The 21,607-nt window shown below is 70.1% G+C and carries 15 protein-coding genes and 1 tRNA gene; 13 read left to right on the forward strand and 3 right to left on the reverse strand.

Going from position 1 to position 21,607, the window contains the following annotated elements:
• The first annotated feature begins 434 nt into the window (after positions 1-434).
• A complete protein-coding gene (locus OG946_RS20450) occupies positions 435-2,474 on the forward strand; it encodes a glycoside hydrolase family 6 protein (RefSeq protein WP_326800320.1) in 2,040 nt (679 codons plus the stop codon).
• Between the two features lie 220 nt (positions 2,475-2,694).
• Entirely contained in the window at positions 2,695-4,125 is a 1,431-nt protein-coding gene (locus OG946_RS20455) for a M20/M25/M40 family metallo-hydrolase (RefSeq protein WP_326797501.1), read from the forward strand.
• A gap of 54 nt (positions 4,126-4,179) precedes the next feature.
• Here OG946_RS20455 and sigJ read toward each other — a convergent pair whose 3' ends face one another.
• Positions 4,180-5,115 carry an RNA polymerase sigma factor SigJ gene (gene sigJ, locus OG946_RS20460; RefSeq protein WP_326797502.1) on the reverse strand — a complete coding sequence of 312 codons (936 nt, stop codon included), beginning with the start codon at positions 5,113-5,115 and terminating at the stop codon, positions 4,180-4,182.
• Between the two features lie 155 nt (positions 5,116-5,270).
• On the opposite strand from sigJ, the gene OG946_RS20465 reads away from it, so the two are divergent.
• Positions 5,271-7,445, forward strand: coding sequence for an MMPL family transporter (locus OG946_RS20465; protein WP_326797503.1), 2,175 nt, complete (start codon positions 5,271-5,273; stop codon positions 7,443-7,445).
• Between the two features lie 166 nt (positions 7,446-7,611).
• On the opposite strand, the gene OG946_RS20470 is transcribed toward OG946_RS20465, so the two are convergent.
• Complete coding sequence (locus OG946_RS20470) at positions 7,612-8,388, reverse strand: FadR/GntR family transcriptional regulator (RefSeq protein ID WP_326797504.1); 777 nt, start codon at positions 8,386-8,388, stop codon at positions 7,612-7,614.
• A gap of 94 nt (positions 8,389-8,482) precedes the next feature.
• Between OG946_RS20470 and OG946_RS20475 the strand changes: the two genes are divergently transcribed.
• From OG946_RS20475 to OG946_RS20515, 9 genes are all read left to right on the forward strand, one after another.
• Entirely contained in the window at positions 8,483-9,043 is a 561-nt protein-coding gene (locus OG946_RS20475) for a gluconokinase (protein ID WP_326797505.1), read from the forward strand.
• A gap of 143 nt (positions 9,044-9,186) precedes the next feature.
• Positions 9,187-10,593 (forward strand): GntP family permease, encoded by a 1,407-nt coding sequence (locus tag OG946_RS20480; protein ID WP_326797506.1) that lies wholly within the window; start codon positions 9,187-9,189, stop codon positions 10,591-10,593.
• 148 nt (positions 10,594-10,741) lie between these two features.
• Positions 10,742-10,817, forward strand: a tRNA-Glu gene (locus OG946_RS20485).
• 741 nt (positions 10,818-11,558) lie between these two features.
• Positions 11,559-12,443: a hypothetical protein gene (locus OG946_RS20490; RefSeq protein WP_326797507.1), complete on the forward strand. Its 885-nt coding sequence runs from the start codon at positions 11,559-11,561 to the stop codon at positions 12,441-12,443.
• Between the two features lie 50 nt (positions 12,444-12,493).
• On the forward strand, positions 12,494-14,545 hold the full coding sequence (locus OG946_RS20495) for a DNA methyltransferase (RefSeq protein WP_326797508.1): 2,052 nt from the start codon (positions 12,494-12,496) through the stop codon (positions 14,543-14,545).
• Between the two features lie 412 nt (positions 14,546-14,957).
• Positions 14,958-15,752 carry an SAM-dependent methyltransferase gene (locus tag OG946_RS20500; protein ID WP_326797509.1) on the forward strand — a complete coding sequence of 265 codons (795 nt, stop codon included), beginning with the start codon at positions 14,958-14,960 and terminating at the stop codon, positions 15,750-15,752.
• A 44-nt stretch (positions 15,753-15,796) separates the two neighbouring features.
• A complete protein-coding gene (locus tag OG946_RS20505) occupies positions 15,797-16,474 on the forward strand; it encodes a class I SAM-dependent methyltransferase (protein ID WP_326797510.1) in 678 nt (225 codons plus the stop codon).
• 138 nt (positions 16,475-16,612) lie between these two features.
• Entirely contained in the window at positions 16,613-17,131 is a 519-nt protein-coding gene (locus tag OG946_RS20510) for a DinB family protein (protein ID WP_326797511.1), read from the forward strand.
• A 312-nt stretch (positions 17,132-17,443) separates the two neighbouring features.
• Complete coding sequence (locus OG946_RS20515; RefSeq protein WP_326797512.1) at positions 17,444-18,037, forward strand: hypothetical protein; 594 nt, start codon at positions 17,444-17,446, stop codon at positions 18,035-18,037.
• A 134-nt stretch (positions 18,038-18,171) separates the two neighbouring features.
• Here the strand turns inward: OG946_RS20515 and OG946_RS20520 are convergent, their stop codons facing one another.
• Positions 18,172-20,181, reverse strand: a complete 2,010-nt coding sequence (locus OG946_RS20520) for a 4-hydroxy-3-methylbut-2-enyl diphosphate reductase (protein ID WP_326797513.1) — start codon at positions 20,179-20,181, stop codon at positions 18,172-18,174.
• 395 nt (positions 20,182-20,576) lie between these two features.
• Here OG946_RS20520 and OG946_RS20525 point away from each other — a divergent pair, with 395 nt between their 5' ends.
• The gene (locus tag OG946_RS20525; RefSeq protein WP_326797514.1) at positions 20,577-21,491 is read left to right on the forward strand and encodes an aromatic prenyltransferase; all 915 of its coding nucleotides are present in this window, start codon (positions 20,577-20,579) and stop codon (positions 21,489-21,491) included.
• Positions 21,492-21,607 lie beyond the last annotated feature (116 nt).

Here is a 21,607-nt window from a genome sequence, read left to right on the forward strand (position 1 = left end):
CCGCCGGTGAGGCGGGGGGCGCTCGAACGGTTCGTGCGCGGGGGGTTGACAGCCCCGCGGGGTTGCCCGACGGTGGGAGCGCTCCCATAGCTTCAAGCCTTGCACGCAGTACGCACGTTGCACGTACGTCGCAGGCCCATGCGCCGCGCATGTGCTCTGCACGTCGATCCGAGGGCACTCCCCCACGTGCCGCGCACGCACGCAAAGCCCCGGTGGCGGGAGAGCCTTCCCGCTGCGTCCCGCCACCGGTCCCGCTATCCGAGAGGAGCACGAGAGCCGCGATGACAGCGCGAAGAAGCAGCAGTGGAACCGGCAGTGGCGGCAGCCCCGGCCGAAGCAGTGGCGGACCACGCACCAGCACCCGTGCCCGTACGCGACGCAGACCCTGGCGCCCCGCGGCGATCCTCGCCGCACTCGCCGTCGGCGCCGCGTTGGTGCTCACCGGCACCGCGGCGCCCGCCGCGGGCGCGGCCGCCCGCGTGGACAACCCGTACGCCGGCGCCACCCCGTACGTGAACCCCCAGTGGTCGGCGAGGGCCGCGGCCGACGGCGGCGCCGCCGTCGCCGACGAGCCCACCTTCGTCTGGATGGACCGCCGGGCCGCCATCGGCGGCGTCGGCGACGCCTGGGGCCTGGAACGGCACCTGGACGAGGCGCTGGCCCAGGGCGCCGACCTGTTCCAGGTCGTCATCTACAATCTGCCGGGCCGCGACTGCTCCGCGCTCGCCTCCAACGGCGAGCTGAAGCCCGAGGAACTCGACCTCTACAAGTCCCAGTACATCGACCCGATCGCCGACATCCTGGCCGATCCCCAGTACGCGAGCCTGCGCATCGTCACGCTCATCGAGCCCGACTCGCTGCCCAACATGGTCACCAACGCCGGCGGCACCGACGGCTCCACGGACGCCTGCGTACGGATGAAGCAGCTCGGCAACTACGAGAAGGGCGTCGGCTACGCGCTGAGCACGCTGGCCGACATCCCCAACGTCTACAACTACGTCGACGCCGCCCACCACGGCTGGCTCGGCTGGGACTCCAACCTGGCGCCCGCCGTGGACGAGTTCAAGAAGGCCGCCACCTCCGAGGGCGCCACCGTCGGGGACGTGCACGGCTTCATCGTCAACACGGCCAACTACTCCGCCCTGCACGAGCCGTACTTCGAGGTGGGTGGCAACGTGGGCGGCACCCCGGTGCGGCAGGCGAAGTGGGTCGACTGGAACCAGTACGTCGACGAGCTGTCCTACGCCCAGGCGCTGCGCGGCCTCCTCGTCTCCCGCGGCGGCTTCGACCCGGGAATCGGCATGCTGATCGACACCTCCCGCAACGGCTGGGGCGGCGCCGCCCGGCCCACCGGCCCCGGGCCGACCACCTCCGTGGACGACTTCGTCAACGGCGGCCGCGTCGACCGGCGCATCCACGCCGGCAACTGGTGCAACCAGTCCGGCGCGGGTCTGGGCGAACGGCCCGTCGCCGCACCCGAGTCGGGGATCGACGCGTACGTGTGGGCCAAGCCCCCGGGCGAGTCGGACGGCTCCAGCCGGGCGATCGACAACGACGAGGGCAAGGGCTTCGACCGGATGTGCGACCCCACGTACGAGGGCAACCCGCGCAACGGCAACAGCCCGACCGGCGCGCTGGCCGACTCGCCGCTGTCAGGCCACTGGTTCTCCGCGCAGTTCCGCCAGCTCGTCGCGAACGCCTACCCTCCGGTCGGCGGCGGCCCGGGCCCCGGCGACGACACCCAGGCGCCGACCGTCCCCACCGGGCTCCGGGTGACCGGGACGACGGGCGCCAGCGCCTCCCTGTCCTGGACGGCGTCGAGCGACAACGTCGGCGTCACCGCGTACGACGTCTTCCGCGACGGCACGCAGGTCGGCTCGACGGCCGGCACGTCGTTCACGGACAGCGGCCTGCGGGCGGGCACGTCGTACGCCTACGCCGTCCGCGCCCGCGACGCGGCGGGCAACGCCTCGGCGCGTACGCCCACGGTGACCGCCACCACCGGGAGCGACGGCGGCGGGGGCGGCGCGGTGAAGGCGCAGTACAAGAACACCGACACGGCCGCGGCCGACAGCCAGATCCGGATGGGCCTCCAGCTCGTCAACACCGGCAGCACGCCGGTGAACCTGGCCACGGTCAAGGTCCGCTACTGGTTCAGCGGCGACTCCGGCGCGACGTCGTTCGCCACGTGGTGCGACTGGGCCGTCGTCGGCTGCGGGAGCGTCACGCACGGCGTGAGCGCGTCCGGCTCCTCCGCACCCGGCGCGGACCGGTACCTGGAGGTGGGCTTCGGCTCCGGCACGCTGGCGCCGGGCGCGTCGACGGGCGAGATCCAGGTGCGGCTGGCGAAGAGCGACTGGTCGAACTTCAACGAGTCGGACGACTACAGCCGCGCGACGAACACCGGCTACGCGGACAACCCGCGGGTCGGCGTCTACACCTCCGGCACGCTCACCTGGGGCACCGCCCCCTGACCGGCCGGGCGGACCCTCCCCCGCCCCGCCCACCCCGGACCACCCGTCCGGGCCCGACGCCCCCACCCGGCCACCACCGGCGTGGGGGCGTCTCGTCACTCCCGGTGCGCCCGGCGGCGGCGTGCGCCGTGGCGCGGGGTTGTCAGGTACCTCGGCGTCAACGAGCATGGCAGCGCCCGTAATTGACATGGCCACTGCCGTTTGACGGAGGGGAGACCCCGTGTCGCCGCAACCGCGAGGTACGAACCGGAGGACCGTCCTGGCGGCCGGTGCCGCTGCCACCGCCGCCGCCGGGGTCACGGCCGGGCCGGCCGCCGCGAGCGGCCCCGCCGCGCCCGCGGACCAGGGCTCGGGCCGCCCGCCAGCCACCGTCCAGCGGCCCGGACGGGAGCTGCGGGCCCTGCTCGCCGAGGTGGACGCAGGACGGATCGAGGCAGACGTACGCCGCCTCGCCGCCTTCGGTACCCGGCACACCCTCTCCACCCAGGACGACCCCGACCGCGGCATCGGCGCCGCCCGCGACTGGATCCACCGCCGGATGCGCCAGCACGCCGCCGCGTCCGGCGGCCGGATGACCGTCGAGCTGCAGTCGTACGTCCAGCAGCCCGCCAACCGCATCCCCGTCCCGACCCGCATCACCAACGTCCTCGCCACCCTGCGCGGCGACACCGACCCCGACCGCGTCTACGTCGTCTCCGGCCACTACGACTCCCGCGCCAGCGACGTCATGGACGCCACCTCCGACGCCCCCGGTGCCGACGACGACGCCTCCGGCGTCGCCGTCGCCATGGAGCTGGCCCGGGTGCTGGCCACCCGCCGCACCGCCGCGACGATCGTGCTGGCCGCGGTGGCGGGGGAGGAGCAGGGGCTCTACGGGGCCGCGCACATGGCCGAGCAGTTCCGGATCAGGGGCACCCGGGTCCAGGGCATGTTCACCAACGACATCGTCGGCAGCTCCACCGCCGACGACGGCACCCGCGACCCCGGTACCGTACGGCTCTTCGCCGAGGGCGTCCCCACCGCCGAGACCCCCGCCGAGGCCAACACCCGCCGCTCCGTCGGCGGCGAGAACGACTCCCCGGCGCGGCAGCTCGCCCGCTTCGTACGCGACGTGGCGGACAACGACGCCACCGGCATGGGCGTCCGCGTGATCTACCGCCGCGACCGCTACCTCCGCGGCGGCGACCACATCCCGTTCCTCGAACGCCGCTTCCCCGCCGCCCGCTTCACCGAGCCCGCCGAGGACTACGCGCACCAGCACCAGGACGTCCGCGTGGAGGACGGCAAGCAGTACGGCGACCTGCCCGAGTTCTGCGACTTCGGCTACATCGCGCGCGTCGCGCGGGTCAACCTCGCCGCCGTCTGGACCCTCGCCCAGGCCCCGGGCACGCCGACGGGCGTGGGCATCGTCACCTCCGCGCTGACCAACGACACGGAGCTGGTGTGGGACCGCGGTACGGAGCCGGACCTCGCCGGGTACGAGGTGGTGCGGCGGGAGACGACGGCGCCGGAGTGGACGCAGGTGGAGCCGGTCGGCGACGTGACCCGGCACACCGTGCGCGCGTCGAAGGACAACCTCTTCTTCGGCGTACGGGCCGTGAACCGCGCCGGGCAGCGCAGCCCGGTGGCCTTCCCGGTCCCGCGGAGCTGAGCGCCGGGCACCGAGCCCAGGGGGCCGCCGCGGGGGCCCCGCTCGGTCCAGGTCTCAGTCCAGGTCCGGGACCCTCGCCAGCTTGTCGGGATTGCGCATGATGTCGATCGCCGTGATCCGCCCCGCGTCCACCGTGAACGACAGCACCGACAGGTACCCGTCGTTGCCCCGCATCGCCAGCCCCGCCGTGCCGTTGACCTTGATCGGGCGGATGTCCAACGGGCCCACGTAGCCCGCGTACGCGACGATCATCTGCGCCACCCGGCCCGACTTGCGCTCGGTGCGCTGCAGCGTGACGGCCTTGCCGCCGCCGTCGCCCCGCAGCACCACGTCCGGGTCGAGCAGCGCGATCAGCCCCGGCAGGTCGCCGTCCTGGCACGCCGCGGTGAACGCCGCCACCAGCTCCCGCTGCTGCGCCTCCGTCGCCGGCGTCCGCGGCCTGCCGTCCTCCACCTGCCGCCGCGCCCGCGACGCCAACTGCCGTACCGCCGCCGGCGAGCGGCCGACGACCTCGGCGATCTCGGGGAACGGCACGCTGAAGACGTCGTGGAGCACGAACGCGGTGCGCTCGGCCGGCGACAACTGCTCCAGCACCACCAGCAGCGCCATGCTCACCGACTCGTCCAGCGTCACCCGGTCGGCCGGGTCGTCCGAGCGGTCCGCGACCAGCGGCTCCGGCAGCCACGTGCCCACGTACTGCTCGCGCCGCGCCCGCGCGCTGCTCAGCGCGTCCAGCGCCAGCCGGCTGACCGTCGTCGTCAGCCAGGCGCTCAGGTCGCGGACATAGCCGGGGTCGTCGAGCCGCCGCAGCCGCAGCCACGCCTCCTGCACGCAGTCCTCGGCCTCCACCAGGGAGCCGGTCATCGTGTACGCCACACGCAGCAGCCGCGGTCTGTTGGCCTCGAAAGACCGTGCGAGCATTTCCTCCGTGTCCCGCGGGGCGCCCTGTTTGGTGTCCGGTGCGGCGTCCTGCGCGTCCCGATTCGTCATTCCCCTGTCCCGTTCAGCCGAAGGGCCGGTCACATGGTGACACGGCCCAGTTCCGACGAGTGTCCATGTCACACCTCGAAGGGCTACGTCGTCAACAGGCTACGGAAGCCCGGGGCCACCCCGGGGACGCTTGACGACCCTCCGGGGAAGAGACCATGACGATTACCGATAATCGAGAAGAAACCGCGGAACCGCCCCTGCAGAAGGGGGTGTTCGTCCGGGTCGGGGGTTTCGCCTACCGACGCAAATGGCTCGCCGTGATCCTGTGGGTGGTGGTCCTGTTCGGCGTGTACGGCGTTGCCACCGCCGTGGGCGACACCTACAAGGACGACATGTCCCTCCCCGGCACCGAGGCGCAGGCCGCCGCCGACCTGCTGAAAGATCACGGCGCGGAGCGCGCCGGGGACACCATCGAGATCGTCCTGCACGACGAGGGCGGGCTCGCCCAGGTGCAGCAGCGCGTCGAGCCGATGCTCGCGGACGTCGCGGAGCTGCCCAACGTCGGCGGCGTCCAGAGCGTCTACGAGAACCCGAACGCCATCTCCGAAGACGGCACGATCGGCTACGCCACCGTGCAGCTTGAGGTGGCATCGGTGGACATGCCGGTGGAGGACACCGAGCGCATCCTCGACGCCGCGCAGGAGATCGAGGGCGAGGGACTCCAGGTCGAGCTGGGCGGTGAAGCCGTCCGGGCGCTGGCGGAGGGCGAGACCGGCGTCGGTGAGATGGTGGGCCTCGTCGCCGCGCTGGTCATCCTGGTGCTGATGTTCGGCACCTTCATCGCGGCCGGCCTGCCCATCATGATCGCCCTCTTCGCGGTCGGCTCGACGGTCGGCGTCATCATCCTGGCGTCGCACCTCTTCACCATCGCGTCCTGGACGCCGCCGGTCATGTTCCTCGTCGGCCTCGGCGTCGGCATCGACTACGCGCTGCTGATCTTCGCGCGCTACCGCACCGAACTCGTGAAGGGCGTGGAGCCGGAACGGGCCACCATCACGGCCATGGACTCCGCGGGCCGGTCGGTGTTCTTCGCCGGCTGCACCGTCCTCCTGGCGCTGCTCGGCCTCACCGCCCTCGGGCTCGGCTCGATCCAGGGCATGGCGCTGTCCGTGGCACTGACCGTGCTGATGACGATGATCGCCTCGCTGACGCTGCTGCCCGCGCTGCTCAGCATCTTCGGCAAGCGCTTCGCCCGCCAGTTCCTCGCGCGGGCCGAGAAGCGCAAGGCCAAGGGCAAGTCCCAGGACGGCGAGCGGTGGCGGAAGCTCGCGACGGCGGTGCAGAAGCGCCCGCTCGCCGCCCTGCTGACGGCGGCGGTGCTCCTCGGCGCCCTCGCCTTCCCGGCGCTGAGCATCCGCCTCGGCTTCAACGACGCGGGCAACGACCCGAGCGACTCCACCAGCCGCCAGGCATACGACCTGCTCTCCGACGGCTTCGGCCCCGGGTTCAACGGCCCGCTGCTGGTCGTGACCGACGGCGGCGACGGCAGCGCAGAAGAGGCCGCCACCGCGGCGGCGCAGACGCTGGGCGAGACCGAAGGCGTCGCGGCCGCCGTGCCCCCGATGCCCACGCCGGACGGCGAGGCCGCGACGGTTCTCGTCTACCCCGTCACCTCGCCGCAGGACGAGGAGACCACGGAGCTCGTCGGCACCCTGCGCGACGACGTGCTGCCGGGGCTGACGGCGGACAACGGCGCGGAATATTTCGTCGGCGGAGGCACGGCCGCGTCCGAGGACTACGCCGGCAAGCTCGCCGACCGGATGCCACTGTTCATGATCATCGTCGTGGGGCTCGCGATCGTCCTGCTGATGGCGGTGTTCCGATCGATTCTCATCCCGCTGAAGGCCGCGTTCCTGAACCTCCTCAGCATCGGCGCCGCGCTGGGCGTGATGAAGCTGGTCTTCCAGGACGGGCGGTTCGGCTTCGAGGGCGGACCGATCGAGGCGTACGTGCCGGTGATGATCTTCGCGATCGTCTTCGGCCTCTCGATGGACTACGAGATCTTCCTGATCTCCCGGATGCACGAGGAATGGGTCAACTCCAAGGACGGCGACCCCTCGCGCGCCGTACGGGAGGGCCTGGCCCACACCGGCTCGGTGATCACGGCGGCGGGCTCGATCATGATCGTGATCTTCGCGGCCTTCGTCCTCAGCCCGACACGGATGTTGCAACAGTCGGGCTTGGCATTCGCGGTGGCGATCTTCGTCGACGCGGTCATCATCCGATGCATGATCGTGCCTGCGGCGATGGAGCTGATGGGCAAGCGCGCCTGGTGGCTGCCGGCGCCGCTCGCGAAGATCCTGCCGAAGGTGGAGCTGGAGAAGCACTGACGGCTTCCGGCTCACAGGAGCCGGACAGCCGAGGGGCCCCGCCGGTCGTCGAAGGACGACGGGCGGGGCCCTTTGCCGTACGGGGACGGGCGCACCGGACGCAGGCACGCGTCATCGGTGAGCGTCATCGGTGAGCGTGACGTGCCCGTACGCGACCCGCGTGCGCTCACCCCCTGCGCCTACGCGGCTCCCACAGCGGCAGCATCGCGTGCCGCACCTCCGCCAGCAGCTCCCGCATCCCGGTCTCCGCGTCCCGCGGCCGGCCGCCCGCGACCGCGTCGGCGACGGCCTCGTGCAGGTCGAGGGCCGCGGGCTCGGGGTGGTGGGGCATGAGGCCGAGTTGGGTACGGCCCTGGAGGACGACGGCGACGACGTCGGCGAGCGCGCCGAACATCTCGTTGCCGCTGGCCTGGAGCAGCAGGGTGTGGAAGGCGATGTCCGCCGCCAGGAAGCGGTCGAGGTCGCCGGCCTCGCCGAGGGTGCGGAGGGTGGCGGCGATCTCGGTGGCCCGTTCGCGCTCCGCGGCGGAGGCGCTGCGGGCGGCGGCACCGGCGGCGAGCGGCTCGACGGCGATGCGGAGTTCGGTCAGCGAGCGGAGCTGCGCGTTGCGGCCGGGTCCCGAGAGGCGCCACCAGATGACGCGGGGGTCGTAGACGTTCCACGAGGCGCGGGGCTGGACGGTGATGCCGACCCGGCGGCGGGAGCGGACCAGGCCCATCGACTCCAGGATCCGCATGGTCTCGCGGGCGACGGTGCGGGAGACGCCGAAGCGCTCGCGGATCTGCTCCAGCGTGAGCACGTGGCCCTCGGGGAGGGCGTTGCCGGTGATCTCCTCGCCGAGGGTGTCGAGGACCGAACTGTGGAGGACGACGGAGTCGGTGGCGGGGGGCGGCGGGGACGTCGCGTACTCCCGCTTCCCATGGCCAACGTCCTGTAGCTCCACCGCTGAAGAGTATCCCGGGCAGGGTCCTTCCCCGATCTCGCACATTGGTGCTACCTTTCCCGGCGATTGGTAACACCATTCTAGGGAGGTCTTGATGTCCCCGCCTTCCACGCACCGGCCGACCACCCCGGGCACCCACACCGGGCTCGTGGTCATGGGTGTCTCCGGCGCCGGCAAGAGCACTGTCGCCCGGCTCCTCGCCGACCGGCTCGGCTGGGCGCTCGCGGAGGCCGACGACTTCCACCCCCGTACGAACATCGAGAAGATGCGCGCCGGCACCCCCCTCACCGACGCCGACCGCGAGCCGTGGCTGCGGGCGATCGCCGCGTGGCTGGCGGGGCGGGCGGACGCCGGCGAGAACGCGATCGTCACCTGCTCCGCCCTCAAGCGCGCCTACCGCGACATCCTCCGCGAAGCCGGCCCCCGCGTCCGCTTCGTCCACCTGCACGGCGACCACGACACGCTCGCCCGCCGACTGGGCGGCAGGTCGGGCCACTTCATGCCGCCGGCGCTGCTGGATTCGCAGTTGGCGGACCTGGAGCCGCTGACGGAGGACGAGGACGGGGTGGCGGTGGACATCCGGGGGACGCCGGAGGAGGTGGCGGAGGAGGCGCTACGCCGCCTGGGCCTGCCGGAGCCCTCACCGGACAGGTAACGCCCCCGTCCTCCTGACCCACTCAACCGCTCAACCCACTCAACCGCTCAACCCACCCAACCCGCTCGACCGACCCGTCCCCCCTCCCCGCACCCCCGACCACAACCCCGTCCCCGTACCCGAGAAGCGATGGAGCTTTTCCGATGACGACGGTGCATCTGGCCCAAGAGGTCGAAGACTGGACCCAGACGATGTCCGCGGGCCCGCTGCTCGCGATAGCCGGCGCGGCCGTGGCCGTGCTCCTGTTCATGGTGATCTACCTGCGCGTGCACGCCTTCCTCGCGCTGGTCACCATCAGCATCCTCACCGCCTTCGCCGCCGGCATCCCGGCCGCCCAGGTGATCCCCGTGGCGACGGACGGCTTCGGCACGACGCTCGGCAGCGTCGCGCTGCTCGTCGGCCTCGGCGCGATGCTGGGCCGGCTGGTGGAGGTCAGCGGCGGCGCGCAGAGCCTCGCGGACGCCATGATCCGGAAGTTCGGCGAGGACCGCGCCCCCTTCGCGCTCGGCGTCGCGTCGCTGATCTTCGGCTTCCCGATCTTCTTCGACGCCGGCCTCGTCGTGATGCTGCCGATCGTCTTCACCATCGCCCGCCGCCTCGGCGGCGGCGTCCTGCGCTACGGGCTGCCCGCCGCCGGCGCGTTCTCCGTCATGCACGTCTTCGTGCCGCCGCACCCCGGCCCGGTCGCCGCCACCGAACTGCTGGGCGCGGACGTGGGTCTGGTCGTGGCGATCGGCGTGGTCATGGCCATCCCGATCTGGTACGTCACCAGCTACCTCTACGGCCTGTGGATCGGCGAGAAGATCGTCCTCCAGGTGCCGGACATCCTCACCGGCGGCCCGCAGGAGGACAAGGACACCGACCCGCCGAGCGCGGCCACCGTCATCGGCCTGCTCCTGCTCCCGCTGGTGCTGATCTTCGCCAACACCGGTCTGGACACCGCCCGCGCGGCGGGCTGGGTGGAGGACACCGAGTCCTGGTACAACGTCGCCCGCGCCCTCGGCTCGACGCCGGTGGCGCTGCTGCTGGCGGTCTTCGTCGCGTCGTACGTCCTGGGGACGCGCCGCGGCAAGGGCCTGGAGATGATCGAGAAGCTCGTCGACTCGGCGCTCGCCCCGGTCTGCGCGATCATCCTCATCACCGGCGCCGGCGGCATGTTCGGCGGCGTCCTGCGCGCCAGCGGGATCGGCGACGCCCTCGCCGACGCGATGAGCGACCTGGGCCTGCCGGTCATCGTCGTCGCCTACGTCGTCGCCACCGCCCTCCGCATCGCCCAGGGCTCCGCGACGGTCGCCCTGACGACGGCCGCGGGGCTGATCCAGCCGGTCGTGCTGGACGCGGACTACAACGCGGTGCAGCTCGCGGCGATCGTGCTGGCCACGGCGGCGGGGTCGGTCACGGCCAGCCACGTGAACGACTCGGGGTTCTGGCTGGTGGGGCGGTTCTTCAACATGGACGTGAAGACGACGCTGAAGACCTGGACGGTGATGGAGACGACGATCGGCCTCTCGGCCTTCGGCCTCGCCTCACTCCTCTTCGTCATCGCCTGACCCCTCCCGGGTTCCCCGGACCCCTCCGTCCCACGGCCCGCCGGATGCGCGAGGGCTGGGCAGGAATCGTTTTGGCGATCTCCCCCGCCATCCCATATCCTGCTGGAGCCCCCGAGCGCAGCTCAGCCAGCGCCCCGGCGGGCCGTCGGCCCTCATCGTCTAGTGGCCCAGGACGCCGCCCTTTCAAGGCGGTAGCACGGGTTCGAATCCCGTTGGGGGCACCACCACCTTCATCCCTTTGACCTGCAAAAACGCGGCCGGGGGTGTTTTCTTGTGCTGGTGTGTCAGCACGGCTCTGCTGACACACCAGCTCTCCGCCCCAGGTTTCCGGGGCCAGAAAACGTTCCCTCTCCCGTAACGATCCCGTTGCTGGAGCGTGCGTAGCAGGTCATAGCAGTGGCCTCGGGGCCGGGCGGTGTGGGCACAGGTGCAGGTCGTCCGTAACTCTGCCTTCCGGCGGATCGACGGACCGCGCTGACCTGTGGATCTAAGCTCACGGTCGGCACAAGCGGAGGTGGAATCGTGTGGAGCGATTCGTGCACGGGCGAGAAGAGTCTCAGGGCCCGGCGGGTGACCGTTTCTTCGAGCGCGGACTCAGCTGTCTCGACGCGGTCACCTGAGTCGAGATCGGTGACACCTGGGTCACCGCGATCACACCCGGCACGGAGCGGTACGAGGGGAGCTGGTCCTTGACAGCCCGGAGGGTGTGGCCGGGGAGTACGACTGCCCGCACAATCTGAAAGGGAACAGTGCGCATGGTCGTTCCGGGATGGTGGCACTCAACCGCCCCTCGGCGCCATACCGCTCTCCTCGGACGTCCGGGCCCTCACGGGGGAGCGCGTCCAAGACTTCCGGGTCCGTGAGGTTTCCCGCGCCTTCAAGCGGGACCAACTGAGGGGCCCGCAGACGTTCGACTCGGAGACAGTGCAGGTTGAGCCAAAGCAGGTGCGGCCGTCAGTCACGGCGTGACCGAGGCTGCGAGCACCGTCTATAGGGCGATGTCGCCGCTCGCCGATATAGTAACGCCGGAAGACGTACCCCTCTCCGGGCGGTGCGTTCTGACGAACAGAGCAAACAGGGGGCAGCAGGTGAGCGCAGTCGAGCAGGTGTTTCTGGAGTGTGAGCGCGCTCGGGCGGATGGCGACCTGATCCAGCGGGTGTCGGCGAGCGACAAGGAGTACCACTTTCAGAACTGGGTTGGGGAACGCATCGAAGCGTGCCGCCTCGCCTACGACGAACCGGGCAGGAACACGTATCCGGACTTCCGGCTCGTCAATTACCCAGAGGGCTACGAGGTCAAGGGCCTGGCGTTCCCAGGTCGAGAGGCTGATTATGATTCCAACTCTCAGGTGCCCATGGGGAGTCACAGAGGCCGCGAGATCTTCTACGTCTTCGGACGCTACCCCAAGGCCGAGCGCGGCGTCGACGAGTACCCCGTCGTCGATCTCGTGGTCTGCCACGGCAGCTTCTTGAACGCCGACACTGACTATGTCCACAAGAACAAATCCTTCCGCGGCTTCGGCTCCTACGGCGACATATGGGTCCGCGACCGGAAGATGTACCGCGTGCCGACGCCCTTTGCGCTGACCACCGGAACGGCCAGCCTCGCCACACTCATCACCCCCGCCGAGTACCAGGTGCAGTCGAGTGAGCTCGTCCAGGTAGGCGAGCTGGACCGTGTCGAGGCCGACGATGTGCTCGTGTCCTACGAGTTCAACATGCAGACCAACGAGGTGGTCACAAATAAGGAGCCGAACCCGAACGCCGGTATCGTGCACCAGTTCCGTGCCTACCGATCGCGTGGTGCGGGTGACACGAAGAGGGTCACGCTGAGTGGGCCTCGCTCATGACGCCCGTGGTGCCTGCCCGGACCAGCCTGGAGTCGGCCTTTCCTGCCGCGATGCTCAGTGCCGTTGGCACGAAGGAGTCCTGGCGCAAGGAGGTTCACCGCCCTGCGACCAGCACACACAAGTGGTGGGCCAAGCGCCTCGGCACTGTCTTCCGCGGGATTCTAGCCTCGGCTACGACACCCGGGGACGCTGATGGCGCCGCGGCATACGCTTCCCCGCTGGATCTGAAGGGTGCCGTCGTTCTCGATCCCTTCTCTGGCTCTGGTGTCACTGGTGTCGAAGCGCTCAAGCTCGGAGCCCGAGCCGTCTGCTTCGATATCAACCCCGTGGCAACCCTAGTCCAGCGCCAAGCAATGCAGCCCTGGAACATGGAGCGCCTGGCGGCTGCTTATGAGGCCGTCGAGTCTGCCTGCCGCGAGGAGATCAACCGCCTCCATAGGACCGAGGACGGCCGGACCGTCTTGTACTACTTCTGGGTCGCGACCGTCCAGTGCCCCGGATGCTCCGACAAGGTGCGGCTGTTCGACTCGCCAGTTTTCTCCAAGAACGCTTATCCTAAGCGGGTGCCGAAGGCGCAGATCGTCTGCCCTCAGTGCCTGGCTGTCAAGGAGAGCAGGTATGACTTCGACTCCGAAACGTGCTCCAACGGCCACGAAATCGGCCATCGCGGCGCAGTCCGTGGTCAAGTCACAACCTGCCAGCAAGGCCACACCTTCAAGATCTTGACTGCTCTTGGCGACAACAGGGTTGAGTTCGAGATGTACGCCAAGATGGTCGCGAATCCGGACGGCTCAAAGGTCTATGAGAGCATCATTGACTGGGATCGCGACCTCTACGCACAGTGCGTCGAGCGGCTGGCCAGTCTGCCCGGCTCCATGGTCCTGCCGCAGGGTGAGCTCGCCAGAGGAAACAACACCGACCAGGCGCTCAAGTGGAACTTCCGTGAGTGGCGCGACTTCTTCAACGCGCGCCAATTGGTCTCGCTCTCGCTGATCGCGACCGCAATCCGGGACTTGCCCAGCGGCTCCGCAGAACGTGAAGCACTCGCAACACTCTTCTCGGGCACCCTTGAGTTCAACAGTCTCTTCACGTCCTTTAAGGGCGAGGGGACCGGCGCTGTCCGGCACATGTTCAGCCACCACGTCCTCAAGCCGGAGCGCACGCCCCTCGAAGCCCATCCGTGGGGGACGGCGCAGTCGTCGGGTTCTTTTTCGACTCTCTACAGGAGTCGGCTGCAGCGTGCGCATGAGTACAAGGTGAAGCCCGCCGATCTCGTCAACCAAGGCGCAGTGGTCGAACGTGTCACCGGGCTCGCAAAGCCGCTGGTTGCGAACGTTGTCGACTCATGGGCATCGTTTGAAGCTGCCCAGGGCCAAACCGCCTACGTCGCCACGCGGAACTCGGCGGAGACCGATCTCCCCGATGGGTCGATCGATCTAGTCGTCACAGACCCGCCCTACATGGACAACGTTCACTACGCGGAACTCGCTGACTTCTTCCACGCCTGGCTTCGCGGAATGCGGCCGTACGACGCGTATGCGGCGACGGCGACAACACGGCGAACCGGAGAAGTCCAGCACGCGGATCCGGTGGAGTTCGGCAAGGCCATCGAAGCTGTCTGGAGCGAGTGCGCACGGGTGCTGAAACCGGGTGGTCTCCTCGCCTTCACGTTCCATCAGGCACGCATCAGTGGGTGGGTGCAGGTGGTCGAGTCGCTTCGCCGCGCCGGCTTCGTGATCACCGCCGTCCAACCGGTTAAGGGCGAGATGTCGACGAGCATCGTGAAGTCTGGCGCTCGGGAGCCGTCGAATCTGGACAGCGTGGTCGTCTGTCGTCGGGCAGCCGACGACGCGACCAACCCGAACGGCTCGCTCGAAGAAGCTCTGGCGACCGCGCAGAAGGAACTGAGCGCACTGCTGGAGGCCGGTGTGGATGTGGGGGCTGGAGATGTCCGGTCCGTCGTTCGCGGCTCCCTGTTGGCTTACCTCTCGTCAGCGGGCAACGGCTTGAACGATGCGGTCACCGCTCAGGTGGACGCGCTAGCTTCAGAGGCAATCGACGCACTGTTTGCCCCGAAGCAATCAGCTGCGATCCTCGTCTGACACGAGCAAGAACGCCGAGAAGATGGTGCCAAGTTGCTGTACTTCACCCGGTCCAGCGGCAAGCTAGACGAAATCTCCGAGATTCTCGGCGACCTCTACCTCGTTATGTCGGTCCCCAAGAGGGGTAGCGCGGCGCCGAACAGTCGACTTAGTCTCGCGACCTCGACGGCTGGAGACACGAAAGCCAACCGTCCACTGCCACTGAGTGAACACGACTGCCCGCTGCCACCTCTATGCTGAAGGGCCTCCGAAAGTATCTAGCGCTGTTCATGTGGACGGCTCGGAACGGGCAGAAGATCGTCGTGCCCGCGGGCACATGGTTCCACGGACGTGACGACGGGGCTGGATGCCGAACCGGGGTCGTACTGCCGTTCTGCCGTACTACTGTGGCGGACGTCGAGAGGAGCGCAGTGTGACAACGGAGGGCTTCCGTTTCGAGGAGATCGACGTCAGCAGGCCGCATCCCGCGCGGATCTACGACTACCTGCTGGGCGGCAAGGACAACTATGAGGTCGACCGCCAGGCCGGCGAAAAGCTCGTCGCCGCCGCCCCCGAGGCGCGGATCGGGCTGCGCGCCAACCGGGCGTTCCTCCAGCGCGCCGTCCGCCACGTCGTCGCCCACGGCATCCGCCAGATCCTCGACATCGGTACGGGCCTGCCCACCGCGCCCAACGTGCACGAGACCGCCCAGGAGACCGCGCCGGACACGCGAGTGGTGTACGTCGACAACGACCCCATCGTCCGCGCTCATGCCGACGCGCTGCTCAGCAAGGCAGGCGCGACGAGCATCGTGCAGGCCGACGTCCGCGACGTGCGGTCCATCCTGGACCACCCCGACGTCCGCCGGGTCCTCGACTTCGACGAGCCCGTCGGGGTGTTCCTGGTGGCCGTGCTCCACTTCCTCACCGACGCGGACCGGCCCCGGGAGGTCGTCGCCACCCTGCGCGACGCGCTGCCGTCCGGCAGCTTCCTGGTGCTCTCCCACGCCACCGGCGACTTCGCCGACCGCACCGACGCGCAGGCCGTCTACAACAGGGCCACCGCGGGCCTGAACCTGCGCCCGTACGCGGAGATCGAGCCGTTCTTCGACGGCTTCGGCCTGGTCGAACCCGGCCTGGTGCAGGTCCCGTTCTGGCGCCCGGACATGCCGCCGCCCGCGCGGTACCGGGAGATCGGCATCTACGCGGGCGTCGGCCGCAAGGACTGACCGGCGCCCGCGCCGCTGTCAGACCCCTGCCCTACCTTGGCGGGATGCGCGCTGACACCCCCCGTATCGACCGCCCGGCAGACCTCGACGCCGTCCGCACGTCCTATGACCAAGTGGCCGGCAACTACGTCCACTTGATGCAGACGACGGGAATGGGCGACATCCGCCGGTACCCCTGGTTGAAGGCCGCGGTCGACGTGTTCGCCGACGCCGTGGGCGACTCCGGCCCCGTCCTCGACGTCGGCTGCGGACCGGGCCAGGTGACGGCGTACCTTGCCGAACGCGGTGTGGACGCCTCCGGCGTGGACCTCTCGCCCGGCATGATCGAGAACGCCCGCCGGCTGCACCCGCAGTGCCGCTTCGGCGTCTCCTCCGCGACCGACCTCGAACTCGCCGACGGGTCGCTGGGCGGCGTGCTCGGGTGGTGGTCGCTGTTCAACCTCCCGCGGGACGTCCTGCCGCAGGTGCTCGGCCTGTTCGCGCGGGCGCTGAAGCCGGGCGGGCACTTCCTCACCGGGACGCACGTGGGGGAGGGGGATCTGGTCCGGACGGAGGCGTACGGCAAGGAGGGCGTGCGCTGGACGACGCACAGGTGGCGGCCGGAGGAGTTCGTGGCCGTGATCGAGGGGGCGGGGCTGCGGCCGGTAGCGGAGCTGCGGCTGCCGGGTGACGGGCAGACCGGGCCGGGGGTGGTGGTCATGGCGAAGAAGCCGGAGGCGTAGGAGGGAAGGGGGCGAGGGCCGGTCCCCGCGGTCGCCGCGGAGCGGGTGCCGACCCCCGCCGACCCCCCGCGGAGCCCGCCCGTGCCCCGCCGAAAACCCGGCGACACCCCGTGACCTCGCGCGATAGCGTCCGCAACCATGTCTCACGTCTTCGAACGCCCTCCCCTCCTCGCCGACGAACACACCTCGCTCACCGGCTGGCTCGAACTCCAGCGCAGAATCCTGCGATGGAAGTGCGAAGGACTGAGCGAGGCGGACGCGCACCGCTCCGTCGTCCCGACGTCGCCGCTCATGACCATGGCCGGGCTCATCGTCCATATGCGCTGGACCGAGCACACCTGGCTCGACGTCATCTTCCTCGGCGGGGACAGCTCGCGGAACCCGGCTTTCGACGAGTCCGCGGAGGAGGACGCCGACTGGTTCACCGAGGGCGTCACCCTCGCGCAGGTCCTCGCGGACTACGAGGCCCAGTGCGCCCGTAGCGACGAGATCATCGCCGCCGCCTCCCTGGACGACGTCGCCCGCCACCCCGACTTCCCCCGGAACCGCGCCAACCTCCGCTGGATCCTCATCCACCTCATCGAGGAGACCGGACGGCACGCGGGCCACGCGGACATCGTCCGCGAACTCGTCGACGGCACGAAGGGCTACTACTGACGCGGCGCGCGCAGCGGCGCCGTGGTCCGGCCGGCCGAGCCGCTGAGGACGGGGCGCTCTACAGGAGCCCGCCCCACTACGAGATGTACGTGGACCGGACGGACGGCCGCGCTGGAAGCGCGTACGGGAGCTCTCCGCACGGGCGGCGCCGCCCGGGAGGTGCACACCGCGCGCATGCCGGAGCGGGGCTTTCCCGACCTCGACGCCGACCGCCCCTACTGCACGTGGAGTTCTGCCCGCGCTGGGTGCGATGACCTGCCTCCTGCGCGGTATCTGAGTCGATGTCAGTCCCCGTCGCTAGGCTCCTGCCGCATGACCATGATCTTCGACGTCTTCACCGAGGCGACCCGGGGGACGACCCTCTCCGGCACCGTGCAGTACCGCGATCCCGACAACTACGGGTTCAATCAGGGGCCCGCGTTCGGGCTGCAGCTCATCATGGACGCCTGGAGCGAGGGCGGCGACTTCGGTGCCGGGCCCGTATCGGCCGAGACCGAGGCCGAGTTCAAGCAGCTCTTCGAGCTGTACTTCGGCCCGAAGGCGTGGGTGGACGAGGACGGCTATCTGCTGGAGGACGGCTCCACCGAGGTGCGGATACCCCGCGTGAAGGCGGAGGAGTTCTACAAGGGCCGCATCGACCCCTACGGCGGGCGGGGCACCTCGGGCGGCGTCCGCTACATCTGCCTCACGCCGGAGCCGGGCGCGTTCGCCCGCCGTACCGAAGAGATCATCGTCTCCTGGAAGATCGAGGAGGACGACGAGGATCCGGCCGACGCCGACGAGGACGAACCCGGGGGGACGTCCGCCTTCTTCACACTCGAAGTGAGCGACCCGCGCTACCTGGAGCACTTCGCCAAGAACGCGTTCTTCCAGACCGCCTTCACCGGCCACCTCCCGGGCGCGTAGCCCCGCCGGACGTACGCGCCCGCGCCTTCGTCCCCGACCGACCCGGGGGCGAGGGCGCGGTGTCCGGGGCGGACGGCGACGGCGGACGGCGGGCAAAGGTCCGCGGTGCGCCGTCAGCCGCCAGCCGCCGGCGATCAGGTCTCGCGGTAGGCGACCTTGACGGCCATCTGCTTCAGCCGCTCCCGCCAGCCCGGTGCCAGCGGGGCGTTCTCCAGCGCCTGGTGGGCCGTCGCCACCAGGTCCTTGATGCGCTGTTCCACTTCCTCCCGCATCCCCGACGCCCGCAGCGCCTCGTGCAGGCGGTCCGCGTCCCAGTCGCCGCCGTCCGCGACCAGGCGCGCCACCTCCGCGTCCTTCGTCGCCGCCAGCGCGAGCAGCAGGTTCATCTTGTGCTGGCGGATGTCGAGGCCCGCCGGCTTGCCCGTGACCTCCGGGTCGCCGAAGGCGTCGAGGAGGTCGTCGCGGAGCTGGAACGCCTCGCCCGCCGCCACGCCGTACGTCTCGAAGGCGTCGTCCAGGTCGTCGCGGCCGGCGATGGTCGCGCCCAGGGCCAGCGGCCGGTGGATCGTGTACTGGCCCGACTTGCAGACGGCGACGTAGCGCGCCAGGGCCGGGTCCGGGACGAGTTCGGCGGCCAGGGACATGTCGAGCTGCTGACCGAAGATCATCTCGGTGCCGAGGTGGTTCCACACCCGGCGCGCCGGGCCCGACAGCGCCTCCACGGCCGTGTGGGCGTAGCCGTACGCCAGGTCGCCCGCGATGATCGCCGCGCCGTCGCCGTAGCGGCGGGGCTCGCCCGCCCAGCCCTGTTCGGCGTGCACGGCGGCGTGCTTCATGTGGACGGTGGGCCGGCCGCGGCGGGTCGGGGCGTTGTCCATCACGTCGTCGTGGATCAGGGCGAAGGCGTGCAGCAGTTCCAGCGCGGCACCCGCGGAGACGACCGCGTCCTCCGCCTGCGAGCCGTCGAGCGCGCCGCCGGCGGCGAGGTAGCCGCTGATGCAGAACGTCGGCCGCAGCCGCTTGCCGCCCGCCGCGACCAGGTGGGCGATCGCGTCGATCGGCCGCGTCATCCGGGCGTCGACGTCGTCCCAGGTCTTGCGCTCCGCCGCCAGCAGGTCCTCGATCCGGGCGGAGACCCGGGTGAGGAGCCGTTTCGTGGCCACGCCAGGGTCCCCGGCGGGCTCCGCCTCGTCCTTCTCGCTCGTCGTGCGTGCCAGGCCCGCCGGCGGCCGGAACACCACGTTCTCCTGCGCGGTCACGACCGCATCGACCTCCCCGTAGCCCAGTTCCGCGAGCCGTGCCACCACCTGCTCGACCAGCACCTCCGGTGCGCTGGCGCCCGAGCTGACGCCGACCGTCTCCGCGCCCTCCAGCCAGGCCGGGTCGAGCGAGTCGACGGACGGGAGCAGCCTCGCCGGGGTGCCCGCGGTCTCGGCCACCTCGACCATCCGTACGCTGTTGCTGGAGTTCTCCGAGCCGACGACCAGCACGAAGTCGCTCTCCGCCGCGATGGCCTTGACGGCGTTCTGCCGGTTCTGGCTCGCGTAGCAGATGTCCTCGCTGCCCGCGCCCACGATCCCGGGGAAGCGCTCCCGCAGGATGTCGACGATCTCCGACGTGTCGTCCACCGACAGCGTCGTCTGGGTGAGGAAGGCCGACCGCGTGCCCTCGGGCAGCTCGATCCGCCGCGCCTCTTCCGCGTCCTCCACGATCAGCGTACGGTCCGGCGCCTCGCCGTAGGTGCCCTCGATCTCCTCGTGGTCCGCGTGGCCGATCAGCAGCAGCGTCCGCTCGTCCCGCGCGAACCGCCGCGCCTCCTGGTGCACTTTCGACACCAGCGGGCAGGTCGCGTCGATCACGTTCAACTGCCGGTCCGCGGCATTGCTGCGCACCTGCGGGGAGACGCCGTGCGCGGAGAAGATGCAGACCGCGCCCTCCGGCACCTCGTTCTCGGAGTCGACGAAGATCGCGCCGCGCTCCTCGAGTTCACGTACCACATGCTCGTTGTGCACGATCTGTTTGCGCACGTACACCGGTGCGCCGTGAATGTCCAGCGCACGCTCCACGATCTCGATTGCCCTGTCGACACCGGCGCAGAAGCCGCGGGGCTCGGCCAGGAGGACCCTGCCTCGGGGAGTTGGCATGTTCGCCTCTCGGTATTCTTCGTACATCTTCGAGGTCGACGCGGATGGGTCCCGTCCGTCGCCGGGAAATCCCCGTTCCGGCCATGGTGCCGTCAGCATCTGGTAGCTGCCTTGTGCGGCACTGGGGGCTGAGTTGGTGCCGACTTGGGCCTGCCGGACACGGCGGGTCCCGTGCATAGCGCCGACTGCCGCCGACGACCGGCCCGACGCCAAGTGGACGCCAAGCGGATTCACAGTCCTGGCCCGTAGGCTCGGCGAAAATCGGGGGAGTGGAGCAGCAGGCGGCGGCCACGGTCTGGGGACACCCCCCGATGAATGCCGATGTGCCGATCTGGCTCCACCCAGTCCGACCAGGCCCCCCACGTAGTCACTCGTGATCGAAAGCGGAGGATTCCATGTCCGGGGCTAACGACGTCGAACGTGTCTATTCCGCCATGGAGGAAGCGGCCGGGCTCCTGGGCGTGCCCGTCGCACGGGAAAAGGTCCGGCCGGTCCTGACCGCGTACCAGGACGCGCTGGCGGATGCCGTCGTCGTCTTCTCGATGGCGGGCGGCCGCCGGGCGACGGAACTCGACTTCAGCATCTCTGTACCCACGGACCACGGCGACCCGTTCACCACGGCGCTGCAACGCGGCCTTACCGAAAAGACCGGCCACCCCGTCGACAATCTCCTCGCGGAACTGCGCGAGGGATTCCCGCTCGGTATGTACGCCATCGACGGAATGGTCAGCACCGGATTCAAGAAGACGTACGCCTCCTTCCCGACCAACGAGCCGCAGCCGCTGGCCGATCTGCTCGACGTGCCGTCGATGCCGGCCAGTGCGCGGGCGAACGCCAAGCTCTTCGCCAATTACGGTCTCGACAAGGTCCAGATGGTTTCCGTGGATTACCCGAAGAGGCAGGTGAACCTGTACTTCAGCGAGTTGAACACCGATTACCTCCAGCCGGCGCAGGTGAAGTCGCTGGCCGCCGAGATGGGCCTGGTCGAGCCGTCCGGGCTGGGGCTGGAGTTCGCCAAGGGATCGTTCGCGGTGTACCCGACGCTGAGCTACGACACCGATGCCAGCGACCGGCTCTGCTACGCCGTCATCAGCTCCGACCCGGCGCTGGCCCCGACGACGTCGGAGCCGGAGGTCACGCAGTTCTCGACGTACGCGAACAACGCCCCGTACGCGTACGCGGGCGAGAACCGCACCCTCGTCTACGGGCTCACGCTGACGCCCAAGGAGGAGTACTACAAGCTCGGGTCGTACTACCAGATCACGGACTATCAGCGGAAGCTGGTCAAGGCGTTCGAGGCCCTGGACTGAGGCGCTCCGGAAACCGGGCGGCGGCACCTGCCGCCGCCCGCGCATGCTCCCCCCCCCCGCCGCCCCGGGTTGCCCGTGGGCGGCGGGGTGTTCGGGTTCTGCCCCACCGAGGAGAG

Origin of the sequence: Streptomyces sp. NBC_01808 (assembly GCF_035917395.1) — a bacterium.
Classification (GTDB): Bacteria; Actinomycetota; Actinomycetes; order Streptomycetales; family Streptomycetaceae; genus Streptomyces.

Coding starts and splice junctions, on each gene's coding strand:
- sigJ (WP_326797502.1), bottom strand. CDS start 5,115: ATGACGAATCGGGACGCGCAGGACGCCGCACCGGACACCAAACAGGGC.
- OG946_RS20465 (WP_326797503.1), top strand. CDS start 5,271: ATGACGATTACCGATAATCGAGAAGAAACCGCGGAACCGCCCCTGCAG.
- OG946_RS20475 (WP_326797505.1), top strand. CDS start 8,483: ATGTCCCCGCCTTCCACGCACCGGCCGACCACCCCGGGCACCCACACC.
- OG946_RS20480 (WP_326797506.1), top strand. CDS start 9,187: ATGACGACGGTGCATCTGGCCCAAGAGGTCGAAGACTGGACCCAGACG.
- OG946_RS20495 (WP_326797508.1), top strand. CDS start 12,494: ATGCTCAGTGCCGTTGGCACGAAGGAGTCCTGGCGCAAGGAGGTTCAC.
- OG946_RS20505 (WP_326797510.1), top strand. CDS start 15,797: ATGCGCGCTGACACCCCCCGTATCGACCGCCCGGCAGACCTCGACGCC.
- OG946_RS20510 (WP_326797511.1), top strand. CDS start 16,613: ATGTCTCACGTCTTCGAACGCCCTCCCCTCCTCGCCGACGAACACACC.
- OG946_RS20515 (WP_326797512.1), top strand. CDS start 17,444: ATGACCATGATCTTCGACGTCTTCACCGAGGCGACCCGGGGGACGACC.
- OG946_RS20520 (WP_326797513.1), bottom strand. CDS start 20,181: ATGCCAACTCCCCGAGGCAGGGTCCTCCTGGCCGAGCCCCGCGGCTTC.
- OG946_RS20525 (WP_326797514.1), top strand. CDS start 20,577: ATGTCCGGGGCTAACGACGTCGAACGTGTCTATTCCGCCATGGAGGAA.